Raw genomic sequence first — 12,353 nt, forward strand, 5'->3', positions numbered from 1 at the left:
ATCCCGAAGTTTCAAGGCTAAATAGTTTGTTATAGAGAAGTTGGCTGGGAATTCTTGGGTTTTCATTCTTCTTCGTATCTTATTCAGCGTAAATACGATACAGTAGGCTACGCAATCAAGATTTAATGTCACATTGAGCGAAGTCGAAAATTTCAAGTTTACCAAATTAGGGTTCGACCTGGCTGTGTATGACAGATAAAAGACAGCTGAGACAGCCTTCTTGCATTAACATTTTTATTCAACACAGCATGAAAATATTTTATCACAGAAAGCTAGTTTGTTTAGCCTATTTTTCACTGCTACTAGCCGCATGCAGCTGCGTCAATTTGCAGGCAGTGACTGAATATTCTGCTACATCGATGGCAGGAATTCAGAATTTTGAGGAAATCGATTATTCTTTTCTCCAGCACTGCTTGGATCGATGTACAGATGAAGCCATAGCAACCTATGCTATCAAACCAGCTCAAGAATGTTCCTGTTCCCTTTATCAACAGGCTGACAGCGTCACACAAGTAATCTATAATACCCTCGCGGGCTATTTCGAAGGGTTGAATAACCTCTCGAATAATCAACTGACAAACTACAGCAGCGACGCGTTAGTTAGTGCTTTGAGTGCTGATGCACTGGGACCTGTCAAAGTCGATGCTGCATCAGTTACCGCATTCTCCAGTCTTTCCAATACACTGCTGAGAGCTTCTACGGATTTGTATAGAAAAAAGAAATTAGGGTTTTACATCGAGCAAGCAAACGAACCGATTCAGGTATTGTTGAAAAACTTCACTACGATTATTAACACTAATCTGAGGGGAGAACTGAAGTTCAAGCGTGCGCGACTTTATAAATACTACATGGATATGAAGATGAATCGTACGCTGGTTTCTGAGTACGAAAAAGGGCAAGCAACTTCGGATTATTATCAGGAGCTAGAAGAGATCAATCGAAAAGAAAAGGCATTAGCCGTCTTTGCTGAGAGTGTTGTGGAGATTGCCGAGGGGCATCAGGTATTGTATGATAATCGCAATAAACTTTCTGTTAAAGAGCTATCAGGGTTGCTGTTTAGCTATTCTAGCAATGTGAAAGATTTAATATCTGAATTCAACAAACTTAAAGACTAAACCTATGGCAAATTTGACCTCAGAACAAGCATCTCAATTAGCTGACAACTTTTATTATTTGGGGATGGCAATCGGTGAGTTTAGGTATGCCAACTGGGACAGGTTAAGTCTAGAGGAAAACAAGGAACTCAGTGAAATGCAAAATTCTATACTAAGATGCGGTGAAGATATTCTCGCTTATGCCACTAAACTTATTATGGATGAAGTAGCTACCTCGTTGGTGCAAATAAACACGATATCTCAGGAGATCAAAGGCTCTATAAAAACGTTGAAGAATATTCAAAAAGGGCTGAATGTAGCCGCGGTAATTCTGATTCTCGGTGTGGCTATTGTCAATCGGAAGCCTGATGAAATAAGTAGCTCACTGAAGGATCTGGTGGATACCTGGAATACTCCTCTGGACTGAGGTTTGCAGAATTTTCTTATCCATTTCTGAGCTTTTGGGAAAAAAAAGACGATGAGTCAACTACCCATCGTCTTTTTAATTTCTTGCTTATAGAGAGAAAAACTATCTCGCAAATAGTGTCAAGGACTTCATGGCCCAAGCAGCATCACCTTGTTCAGTGGTTTCAATTTTCAAGAATCTAACCTGCTCAGTAGATTTCCATTGAATGGTGTTCAGACCCATGTTACCAGCTCCTGAAGCTACTTCAGTCCAGTTTTTGCCATCGGTGGAAACCGACACTTTATACGCCTCTGGGTATTCAATATTTCCAGAATTAAACTGTATTTCAGTCAAGTTTCTTTCTTTAGGGAGCTCTACTTGGTACCACATGCCAGGTTCTTGAGGGGTTTCAGTTTTCCAACCTTTGAAAGTGAAAGCGTAAGAGGGATCTTTGGTAGAACCAACACCCTGTAGCGCAGTACTGCTAGCGGTAATTTTCCAATTATCCTGTGGGGTGAGTGCCTTAGGGATTTCTCCGATCAGCTCGTCAAAATCATAAGTTCCATCTTTGCTTGAAGACTCTTTTCTCACCTCAGCTACAAACTCCGGACTGACGAAAGTGCCTGAATTTCCAAAGTCATTTCGAATATATGAAACTACCGAAGCGATGTACTCATCGTCGTTGCCATCCATCGCTATCATTATTCCCTCGTATTCCTTGCCTTCAATCGCTCCGGTCAACCCATGAAGCAGAGTTTTGACCGCGTATTCTGGATGTCCCATGACCCTAGGAGAACCTGAAAACGCAGGTGCAAGCAAATCCCCTTTTCCGGTAGGAGTGCCCAAGCCTTTTGGCCCATGGCAAGTAGAGCAGTAGCTGTCAAAAATGCTTTTTCCTTTGGTAAATAAGGCTAATTCCTGAGGGGCAAACTTCGTAGCAGCTACTTCTTTTTCTTTGGCCAATCTCTCCAAAAGTTGAGTGCCCACTACTTCTATTCCTTCAGAAGAGTTTTCTTTCATTATCTCTTTGATCAAGTCTTCTTTGGCGTCAAAATTCAAAACATAAGCACTCAACAAGGCTTGAATTGCAACATCCACCGCAGGGTCTCGAGTGGCTTGTCGGTAGGTAGCTTCGAGCGTTTTCTCACCGTATTTGTACAAGCTTTCACCAGCTCTTAATGCTTGGATTCTCATGTGTACACGAGGATCCTGGATTAATCTTACGACCATTTTGGCATCCAGAGAATTCAATCCTTCTAGCGTCCACAGGGCGTGAATTCTGGCCAATTCATTATCCGAAGTGTTGATGAGCTTTTCAAGTTCTTTCACTACAGACTTGTCCTGACTCAGGATAATCAGTTGCTGCGCTTGATCTCTCCACCAGCCATTCGGATGACTTAGATGTCGCACGAGTTCGGCTGGAGTTTCCTCGTACATTCTTGGTTTTTCCTTATTTCTCTCCATACCCTCATGGGTCAAACGCCAGATTCGGCCATTTCCAGCGATATCATCCATCTGATATTGTTGGATTTTGGTGCGAAGGTAGCTTCCAGCCTGAGTCCAATTACCCTGCTGAATAATTCCACGATACATATCCACAATATACATGGTGCCATCAGGTGCAGTTGCGATATCTACAGGTCTGAACAAAGGGTCTGACGATTGGATAAATTCTGATTTGGCTTTTCTGTAGGTGTTTTGCAAATAGGAGAGTCCTTCTTCTTTTTCCACCGACACTTGTCTGACAATTCTTGCTACAGGCTCTCCATAGAAATATTGGTTTTGAATTTCTTTTGGAAGCCTGTCTCCTCGGAAAACATCATTCCCTGCCGATCCGGTCACATTACTCAGAGATCCATCCGGCTTGGTTTCTCGCATTCCGGGCTGAAAATCCGCCAACTTCACCAAGCTAAAAGGCTCTCTAAATCCTTCTCTCAATTGATCTTTCACATTAATATTCCCATAGACAAGCGGAAACTGGTAGTTCTGAGGAATTCCGCCAGCACCATCCTGGAACCAAACCTGACCATAGTTATCCTGTGTCACTCCCCACTGGCCATAGGGATTTCCGGTAGGTTCTTGGATGATGCCATCAGGTGTCCAACGAATCCGCCGGGCATTGTAAGTACTATACATCCAGTTGTCAAGGGTCCAGGTCAGGAAACTCGTCTGATGCTCTACATTACCGGATCTTCCTAGACCTGATGCAAAAAGCTCCTTCTTATCAGCCTGCCCATCCCCATCGGTATCAGTGTATTTATAGACATTGTCTTCGTTTGACTCCATGGACAAAATGGTGTTTTTGCCAAAGGGCACTACAAATCTTGGAAAGACCAAGCTATCTAGAAAAACAACACCCGTTTCATAGACTCCATCGTTGTCTTTGTCTTCCCATCTCGATATTCTAGATGTAGGATTGAGCTCCCCCACAGCATCGATATCCTGCATGTAGGTACGGAGTTCCAAGACATACATTCGCCCATTACCGTCAAATTGTATAGCGGCAGGTTCTCTGATTTGCGGTTCAGATAAAATAGGGGTGAGTTTATAGCCTGGTTGTAAGACAAAGGATTTCAACTGCTCATTGGCGGAAACTGGAGCGACTGGTGCCACCGGTGTCAGGTCTATGCCTTTCCAAATGGGCGATTCCAAATCAGCATCTTCGGGAATGTTGATGACAGGATAGGGAGCTTCCATTCTTTTAGGATCCATAGAATCAGCTGGGGAAACGTCAAAAGGAGATTTTTCGGGAGTACAGCTGGCAAAAAGAGCGAAGGAGATCCCGACTAAAAGCGTTTGTTTTTTAGGAAAAAGCATAAGAAGTTTTTTGGGTCTTGAATAGGTTTGAAATAAGCTTTGTCTTTTCTGACTAAGAGGCTACAAAATATAAGTTTCTGGACAGAATGAACTTACCGAAGAAAAAAATCTGGCTATCGGCAGTGTCAAGGAGCAATACACTAGGATGACTTTTTTTCGGAATCCATCCTCTCTTGTCCATACTTCAGTTTCGCTTTTTCAAAAATTCGAACATTCGCATCGGTACAAAAGTTGTATTTAGTCATGTCATCAAATCTCCAACTCAAAATTTTTCCATGCTAAAATTTACTGACAAAGGTATTTACTGTCCCCAGGCTGATGTTTACATCGATCCGTGGAAACCCGTAAAATCTGCCATCATCACACATGGGCACAGCGATCATGCTAGATCGGGGATGAAAAAATACCTTTGCCATGAGGAAACCCAAGCAATTTTAAGACTCAGACTAGGGGCAGACATTAATGTTCAAAGCTTGCCTTACGGACAGGAAGTTTCCATTAATGGTGTGAAAATCAGCTTGCATCCTGCGGGTCATATTATAGGTTCGGCACAGGTTCGGCTGGAATATCAAGGAGAAGTTTGGGTAGTTTCTGGGGATTATAAGCTGATGCCGGATGGATTAAGTGTTCCTTTTGAGCCTGTGAGATGCCATCATTTTATCACAGAATCAACCTTTGGATTACCTATTTATACGTTTCCACCTGCCGAGGAAGTCTATCTCAGTATCAATCAATGGTGGAAGCAAAACGCCGCTGATGGCTTTAATTCTATCATTTTTGCCTATGCTTTGGGTAAATCCCAATCCATTATTCATCACTTGGATCAGGAAATAGGAGATATCTACCTTCACGGCGCAGTAGCTAATGTTAACAAGGCTTTCAATGAAAATGGATATGATTTTGCCGGAACTTGGGTCAATTCAGAAATGGATAGAAAAGGGATCAAAGGAGCGATAATAGTCACTCCTGCATCAGCCCAATCCACTCCCTGGATTCGAAAATTCTCCCCTTCACGCACTGCACTTTGCAGCGGTTGGATGCAGCTCAGAGGTACGAGAAGACGATCAGGGGTTGACCGGGGATTTGTGCTGTCAGATCACTGCGACTGGCCGCAACTCAATGAAGCTGTCCTTGCTACGGGAGCAGAAAATGTCTATGTGACGCATGGCTATCAAACCACCTACGCCAAATGGCTAAGTGAACGATATCACCTAAATGCGGTAGAAATCAAAACTCAATTCGAACCTACCACCGGAGATTTAGACTAAGATGAAAGCTTTCACCGCATTATTTACTGCCATAGATCAGACGTCCAAGACCAATCTGAAGGTGCAGGCTATGGTAGATTATTTTTCCCATGCTGAGGAGGAGGATAAGATATTTGCGGTTTCCATTTTGATCGGCAATAAACCCAAGCGTCCAGTCAAAACCTCTGAGCTCAGGGAATGGGCGGCAGAATTAGCAGATCTTCCTATCTGGCTTTTTGAAGAATCTTATCATATAGTAGGAGATTTGGCTGAAGCCATTGCTTTGATGCTTCCTCCTCCTGAAAGAAAACATCAAACATCCCTGCGAGAAACCTTAGAATTTTTATCTGAATTAGCCACTTTTCCGGAGGAAGTGAAAAAAGCTAAACTCATAGATTATTGGATGAGCACGGATAAGCAGGAGCGATTTGTATTCAATAAGTTGATCACGGGGAATTTCAGAATGGGTGTGTCCAAACAGCTTGTGATCAAAGCCCTGGCAAAATACCTAGACCAAGAGCAAACTTCTATCGCACATCAGCTGATGGGAAAATGGGATCCCTACATGGAAACCATGAAATCTATGTTTGCAGGAGAAGCTCACTTGGACAAAAATTACCTGCCTTATCCTTTCTTTTTAGCGTATCCGCTGGACATTGACCCAGAGACTCTTGGTGATATCTCGGACTGGTATATTGAGAAAAAACTGGATGGAATTCGTGGGCAGATCATTGTCAGAAATGAGGAGCTTTTTGTTTGGAGTAGAGGTGAGGAACTGCTCACGGATAAGTTTCCCGAGTTTACTTCTTTACAAACTTCTCTCCCCAACGGAACTGTGCTGGACGGCGAAGTCATTCCTTGGAAAGAGGGTAATCCCATGCCTTTTCAAGTCATGCAAACCAGAATAGGCAGAAAGAATCTATCTGCCAAATTCCTCAAAGAAGCGCCTTTGGTCATGGTTTGTTTTGATATTTTGGAATATAGAGGAGAGGATTTGAGACAAAAACCTTTGACTGAAAGGAGATCAATATTGAAACAATTGATTGAAAATCACAAGGAGGAGAACATATTGCTCTCCGAAGCCATGGATTTCAATACCTGGGAAGAAGTTGCTGATTTTCGAAAAAATGCCCGAGATTATCACTGCGAGGGGTTGATGCTCAAAAGAAAAACTAGCGTTTACGAGACAGGAAGAAAACGTGGGAATTGGTGGAAGTGGAAAACAGAACCAATGACTGTCGATGGCGTCTTACTCTATGCCCAAAGCGGACATGGACGCAGAGCAAACCTTTTCACCGATTACACCTTCGCGGTTTGGGATGGGGATGTGTTGGTTCCATTTGCCAAAGCGTATTCGGGATTGAACGATAAAGAGATCAATGTCTTAGATAATTGGATCAAGAGAAATACTATTGAAAAATTCGGCCCTGTGCGTAGCGTAACTCCTGAGTATGTTTTTGAAATTGCCTTTGAAGGGATCAACGCCAGTCCTAGACATAAGTCAGGTGTGGCATTGAGATTTCCTAGGATTTTGAGATGGAGAAAAGATAAAACTGCTAAAGATGCCAACACCAAAAATGATTTATTGCAGTTACTTGAAGCGGTCAATCCATGAATAGTTTTGCGGAAGCTTGGTTTTCAAATGAGGGTTGGACGGCGCATCCTTTCCAGAAAAAAACCTGGTCTGCCATGGCCAAAGGGCATTCAGGACTTTTAAACGCACCTACTGGCTATGGCAAAACTATGGCGATTTGGTTTGGCGTACTTCACCATTATTACATTCAGCGGAAGGTCAAAAAAGGGAAGAATCAGCAAAAGCTGCATTGCCTCTGGATCACTCCCCTGAGAGCCTTGTCCAGTGAGATTCACCAAGCGACCAATCTGGTTAGCGATGATCTGGCTTTGGATTATGAGATTGGATTGAGAACAGGCGATACTTCGACCAAGATTCGTCAGCAGCAAAAAAAGAAACCTCCTCAAGCCCTCGTCACCACGCCGGAAAGTGTACATATTTTATTAGCTAGTAAAGGATACACCGATTACTTCTCAGGTTTGGAATTTGTCATAGTAGATGAATGGCATGAACTGATGGGAAGCAAGCGTGGCGTGTTGATAGAATTGGCTTTGAGCCGACTAAAAGCGCTGAATTCTAAATTGAAAATTTGGGGAATTTCAGCTACCATCGGTAACCTGGAAGAAGCTCAGGAAATCTTATTGGGAACGCACAATTCAGGAGTTTTGATCAAATCAGCCATCAAGAAGAAGATACAGATCGAGACGCTATTGCCTGAATTGATCGAACGCTTTCCCTGGGCTGGCCACTTGGGTGTACATATGGCAGATTCAGTTATTCCCATTATCGAGCAGAGTCAATCAACCCTGCTTTTCACCAACACCCGCTCCCAGGCTGAGATTTGGTACAGACAATTGCTCGAACTCAGACCAGATTGGGCTGGTGCGATTGCATTGCATCACGGGTCGCTGAGCAATGAAATCCGGGTTTGGGTAGAAGCAGCCTTGCACGAGGGAAGTTTGAAGGCGGTGATCTGCACGAGTAGTTTGGATTTGGGAGTGGATTTCAGACCAGTAGATGCGGTTATTCAGATAGGTTCTCCCAAGGGAATTGCACGATTTTTACAGCGTGCAGGAAGAAGCGGGCATCAGCCTGGCGCATTGAGTAAGGTGTATTTTTTACCTACACATTCACTGGAAATCATGGAGGGAGCATCGCTAAAGTATGCGGTAAAAGAAGGCATGATGGAAAAGCGGATTCCTTACATTCGATCCTTCGATGTGCTCATTCAATACCTCGTTACTTTGGCTATTTCTGAAGGATTCAAAGCGGAGGAAATCTATAGAGAAGTTAAATCCACCCATTGTTTTGCGTCTATAACAGCGGATGAATTCAATGAATGCATCTTGATGATTACCAAGGGCGGTAGGTCGTTGGGAGCCTACGACGAATTTCATAAGGTGGTAGCCGAAGAAGGAGTCTTTAAGGTTACTTCTCGTCGTATTGCTCATAGGCACCTGCTGAACATAGGCACTATTGTCAGCGATGCGATGATGCAGGTTAAATTTATGAGTGGAAAATTTCTGGGGACAATTGAAGAATGGTTTATTTCAAGATTGAAACCTGGTGATACTTTTTGGTTTTCCGGTAGAAATCTAGAACTCATCAAAGTGCGGGAAATGCAAGCATTGGTGAGACCTAGCTCTGGAAAAAAAGGTGCAATTCCATCCTGGATGGGAGGCAGGCTGCCACTTTCGGCAGATTTGGGTGTAGCACTTCGTCATTCCATGGATACGGTGCATCAGACCATCACGCAAAAGAATCCGGAATTACATTTTCTCGAGCCACTTTTCCTCAAGCAAAAAGAACTCTCTGCACTACCCGAAGAGGGCACGCTCTTGATGGAAAGTATTCAGACCAAATATGGCTATCACCTATTTGTCTATCCTTTTGAGGGGAAATTTGTGCATGAAGGAATGGCAGCGGTTATTGCCTACCGACTAAGCAAAATAAAACCTGCCACTTTCAGTATCGCTACTAATGAATATGGATTTGAGTTGCTGTCGGACGCACCTATTCCTGTGGAAGAAGCGCTGGAATTAGGGTTGTTTTTCACCGAAAACTTAATGGAGGATATTCGTTTGGGGATTAACACCACAGAAATGGCACGTCGAAGATTCAGAGATATAGCCAGTATTGCGGGGTTAGTTTTTCAAGGATATCCTGGCAAACCGATGAAGACCAAACATCTGCAAGCAAATTCTTCACTTTTCTTTTCAGTATTTGAAGATTATGATCCAAGCAATCTACTACTTCGCCAGGCTTATGACGAGGTCATGGATTTTCAGTTGGAAGCCGCTCGGATGTATGCAGCTTTCGTTCGGATCAGTACCCATGCCATCAATTTGACTTTTCCAGATAAGCTTACTCCCTTTTCTTTTCCTATTTTCGCGGAGTCATTCCGTGAGAAGTATAGCAATGAGGATTGGCAAAGCCGCCTAAGCAAACTTAAAGACAGACTGGAGAATTAGTAGCTCCAGAATGAACTATGGATTTTTATTACAAAGAGGAATTAATTCAATTATTACCTGAGAAAGTCGCTTTTTTGCCAGCTCATAGATTGCTGGTGGTAGCGGATCTGCACCTGGGAAAAGCTTCCCACTTCCAAAAAGCAGGAATCATGATTCCGGTGCCCCATTCATCAGCAGATCTGAAAATCGTAGCGCAGTTGATTGATAAGTTAGCACCCTTAACTGTGGTTTTTTTAGGTGATTTATTCCATAGCTCTTTGAATAAGGAATGGGAGGAGTTGAGATTATTTTTGGAGTATCTTCACCCTATTCGCTTTATTTTGACGAAGGGAAATCACGACATTCTTTCTCCAGAAGTGATGAAAAATACCAGAATAGAAGTTGTCGATGAGTTTGAAGTGGGTGATTATCTGCTACTGACACATGAACCAGAGACTTCCGTTCAAACTGAGCGTCTGAATATCTCAGGGCACATTCATCCAGGCGTAGTGATCAAAAGCAAAGGCCGCCAAAGCTTTAGGTTAGCCTGTTTTTACCTAGATAAGCAGTGTCTGATTCTTCCAGCTTTTGGCAAGTTGACAGGACTTCATATTCTCAAGAAAACAGCTACTGCAAAGATATTTGCAGTGTTCCAGGATGAAGTTGTTTCTTTGTAACAATGACTTTCTGATGAAGATTAACCACTTTAAATTACCTTTAAGGTTCATCCATATCCCCAAAAATAAGCTAATCAATGACTCCCAGCTATACCGTTAAAGCATTTGATGAACTCACAGTAAATGAGCTTTATGAGCTTCTAAAACTTAGAAGTGAGGTTTTTGTGGTGGAGCAGAACTGTGTTTTTTTGGATCAGGATGATAAGGATCAGAAATGTCATCATCTTCTTCTTTACGATGGGGGGAAGCTCGCGGGATACAGTCGCTTAGTTCCTGCAGGATTATCGTATAAGGAAGTGTCGATTGGTCGGGTGATTTCCTCTGACGCTATGCGCGGAAAAGGCTTTGGGAAAAAAGTGATGGAACTTTCGATTGAGGCCTGTAAGGAAATTTACGGCGATGGGAATATCCGTATTGGAGCACAGACTTATGCATTAGGTTTTTATTCTTCCTTAGGGTTTGTGGTGGATGGAGAGACTTACGACGAAGACGGAATTGAGCATGTGGAAATGCTTTTAAAAGGTTAAGTGAAATTCGATTTGTATTCGATTGAAAGCAGTTTTAAATGTGTTTTCATAGGTATATCCGCTAATACACGGGTCAAGGATAAAATCAAATTAATGAATGGTAACCACTCGCAGTTAGGCTAATTCCATCCTCTATTTTCGGCTTTTAAACCTAGCAAGCAAAGAAAATAAGGTAACTGGCACGATTGCAGATAATCATTTACCTAAGTTGAGTTTCGGCGCTACAATTTGAGAAACTTTTTTCCTAGCCTAGGCTCGAAATAAAGATCAGGATTTTACAAACCTGCCTCTACTGTGCGTGGTGCTGCATTGGATTGAATTGGCTAATCATTTGGATGTTTTTGTATGACTTTAACCCAAGAAATATGAAAACTCCAACTCAAGAAAACTCCCATTTTATAGAGACACTACAGCAATGCATCAAGGATTGTGAACTCATCATTACTACACAAGCTCAACTTCCTGGACGAGAACGCTGCATAGAACTTTGCAAGCTTTGCATAGATGCCTGCTACGACAGTTTGGATGCCTGTCAGTCCGTAGGACATGGGATCGGAAATATGCTTCAGCATTGCGTAGATGCTTGTAAATCATGCGCAAGGGAATGTAAACGACTGGCGTACGCGATGGATTTGAATCAGAACTTTCCTAGCTCAAAAGTTGAGGAATCCTCAATGAATAACCAACTTTCACTTCAATCCCCACAGTAAGGTTAAAAGCTAAGAAAAGAAAATGATGTATATTAAAATAAGTAGCACAACTAATAAACCAAAATAAGTGAACCATGGATAAATTAGAAAAAGTAGAATTGATGGATAAAATCCTCAACGAATTTGAAGATTTGAGAAACAGTCAAACTTCTGTGCTGAAGAAAATATCCAAGATAGAGGCCGACAACATCAACTTGGGAGTAAGCCTTCTGGAAAAGAAACTCCCAGAAATGTGGTCAAATGTAAATAGTAACCTAGAACTTGTCACCGCACTGGAAGAGGAATTCCAAGCACATCGGGACAAGTACTACACCGATAATAATATCAAAGCTCTGGAAGACGAGCAATAATATCTCTTCTTCAAAATCAATTAAAGTCCTCGCGGAAGCGGGGATTTTTTTATTAAAGATTTGGTCGATGAAAAGCTAAGATCTAGGTGAGAGTTGAGATTTCAGTCTGCTTTCTAGATCCGCTTGCTCGAAAATCAATAATTTCAAAACAAGAGATCAAAATTTAATTTTCAAAAACCCCAATTACCATGAACAATTTCAACAACTACATAGCAAAAGCTTCTGGTGTTCTAGTTGCACTTTTTTTAATTCCTTTCGTATCCTTTTCCCAAATTCCAAAAGGCATCCCCAAACCCACTGGTCCTATTGACTTTTCTGAGACCAGCAACGTGGTGATTTTCATCGTAATTCCTGCAGTTATTATAATCGTCTTTTTGATTTTTAGAAAGAGAATTATCAGAGTAATGAGAGAAAGACAGGAAAGAAGAAGAAAGGACTAAACTTCATCTACTTCAATACTGTGGTAAAAAAAATGGTTGGGCTTTTTTTGACTTACCTGTTA

General features: G+C 42.2%; 11 protein-coding genes. 10 read left to right on the forward strand and 1 reads right to left on the reverse strand.

Annotated features, from left to right (window positions below; translation table 11 throughout):
• The first annotated feature begins 248 nt into the window (after positions 1-248).
• On the forward strand, positions 249-1,115 hold the full coding sequence (locus tag ABJH64_RS19570) for a hypothetical protein (protein WP_348275102.1): 867 nt from the start codon (positions 249-251) through the stop codon (positions 1,113-1,115).
• A 4-nt stretch (positions 1,116-1,119) separates the two neighbouring features.
• The gene (locus tag ABJH64_RS19575) at positions 1,120-1,521 is read left to right on the forward strand and encodes a hypothetical protein (protein WP_348275101.1); all 402 of its coding nucleotides are present in this window, start codon (positions 1,120-1,122) and stop codon (positions 1,519-1,521) included.
• A 102-nt stretch (positions 1,522-1,623) separates the two neighbouring features.
• Here the strand turns inward: ABJH64_RS19575 and ABJH64_RS19580 are convergent, their stop codons facing one another.
• Positions 1,624-4,317, reverse strand: a complete 2,694-nt coding sequence (locus ABJH64_RS19580; protein WP_348299069.1) for a discoidin domain-containing protein — start codon at positions 4,315-4,317, stop codon at positions 1,624-1,626.
• Positions 4,318-4,592: 275 nt separating this feature from the next.
• On the opposite strand from ABJH64_RS19580, the gene ABJH64_RS19585 reads away from it, so the two are divergent.
• The 8 genes from ABJH64_RS19585 to ABJH64_RS19620 all read left to right on the forward strand — a co-directional run bounded on the left by ABJH64_RS19585 (position 4,593) and on the right by ABJH64_RS19620 (position 12,291).
• The gene (locus tag ABJH64_RS19585) at positions 4,593-5,585 is read left to right on the forward strand and encodes a ligase-associated DNA damage response exonuclease (protein ID WP_348275658.1); all 993 of its coding nucleotides are present in this window, start codon (positions 4,593-4,595) and stop codon (positions 5,583-5,585) included.
• A 1-nt stretch (position 5,586) separates the two neighbouring features.
• Positions 5,587-7,179 carry an ATP-dependent DNA ligase gene (locus tag ABJH64_RS19590; RefSeq protein WP_348275657.1) on the forward strand — a complete coding sequence of 531 codons (1,593 nt, stop codon included), beginning with the start codon at positions 5,587-5,589 and terminating at the stop codon, positions 7,177-7,179.
• Positions 7,176-9,608 carry a ligase-associated DNA damage response DEXH box helicase gene (locus ABJH64_RS19595; protein ID WP_348275656.1) on the forward strand — a complete coding sequence of 811 codons (2,433 nt, stop codon included), beginning with the start codon at positions 7,176-7,178 and terminating at the stop codon, positions 9,606-9,608. Before ABJH64_RS19590 ends, ABJH64_RS19595 begins: the two co-directional genes overlap by 4 nt.
• Before the next feature lie 17 nt (positions 9,609-9,625).
• Positions 9,626-10,264, forward strand: coding sequence for a ligase-associated DNA damage response endonuclease PdeM (gene pdeM, locus ABJH64_RS19600; protein WP_348275655.1), 639 nt, complete (start codon positions 9,626-9,628; stop codon positions 10,262-10,264).
• 77 nt (positions 10,265-10,341) lie between these two features.
• Complete coding sequence (locus ABJH64_RS19605; protein ID WP_348275654.1) at positions 10,342-10,791, forward strand: GNAT family N-acetyltransferase; 450 nt, start codon at positions 10,342-10,344, stop codon at positions 10,789-10,791.
• 365 nt (positions 10,792-11,156) lie between these two features.
• A complete protein-coding gene (locus tag ABJH64_RS19610; protein ID WP_348275653.1) occupies positions 11,157-11,501 on the forward strand; it encodes a hypothetical protein in 345 nt (114 codons plus the stop codon).
• A 74-nt stretch (positions 11,502-11,575) separates the two neighbouring features.
• On the forward strand, positions 11,576-11,851 hold the full coding sequence (locus ABJH64_RS19615; RefSeq protein ID WP_348275652.1) for a hypothetical protein: 276 nt from the start codon (positions 11,576-11,578) through the stop codon (positions 11,849-11,851).
• Between the two features lie 188 nt (positions 11,852-12,039).
• Complete coding sequence (locus tag ABJH64_RS19620; protein WP_348275651.1) at positions 12,040-12,291, forward strand: hypothetical protein; 252 nt, start codon at positions 12,040-12,042, stop codon at positions 12,289-12,291.
• The last annotated feature ends 62 nt before the right edge of the window (positions 12,292-12,353 follow it).

The sequence above is a fragment of the Algoriphagus sp. genome (assembly GCF_039969895.1).
Classification (GTDB): Bacteria; Bacteroidota; Bacteroidia; order Cytophagales; family Cyclobacteriaceae; genus Algoriphagus.

Coding starts and splice junctions, on each gene's coding strand:
- ABJH64_RS19570 (WP_348275102.1), top strand. CDS start 249: ATGAAAATATTTTATCACAGAAAGCTAGTTTGTTTAGCCTATTTTTCA.
- ABJH64_RS19575 (WP_348275101.1), top strand. CDS start 1,120: ATGGCAAATTTGACCTCAGAACAAGCATCTCAATTAGCTGACAACTTT.
- ABJH64_RS19580 (WP_348299069.1), bottom strand. CDS start 4,317: ATGCTTTTTCCTAAAAAACAAACGCTTTTAGTCGGGATCTCCTTCGCT.
- ABJH64_RS19585 (WP_348275658.1), top strand. CDS start 4,593: ATGCTAAAATTTACTGACAAAGGTATTTACTGTCCCCAGGCTGATGTT.
- ABJH64_RS19590 (WP_348275657.1), top strand. CDS start 5,587: ATGAAAGCTTTCACCGCATTATTTACTGCCATAGATCAGACGTCCAAG.
- ABJH64_RS19595 (WP_348275656.1), top strand. CDS start 7,176: ATGAATAGTTTTGCGGAAGCTTGGTTTTCAAATGAGGGTTGGACGGCG.
- pdeM (WP_348275655.1), top strand. CDS start 9,626: ATGGATTTTTATTACAAAGAGGAATTAATTCAATTATTACCTGAGAAA.
- ABJH64_RS19605 (WP_348275654.1), top strand. CDS start 10,342: ATGACTCCCAGCTATACCGTTAAAGCATTTGATGAACTCACAGTAAAT.
- ABJH64_RS19610 (WP_348275653.1), top strand. CDS start 11,157: ATGAAAACTCCAACTCAAGAAAACTCCCATTTTATAGAGACACTACAG.
- ABJH64_RS19615 (WP_348275652.1), top strand. CDS start 11,576: ATGGATAAATTAGAAAAAGTAGAATTGATGGATAAAATCCTCAACGAA.
- ABJH64_RS19620 (WP_348275651.1), top strand. CDS start 12,040: ATGAACAATTTCAACAACTACATAGCAAAAGCTTCTGGTGTTCTAGTT.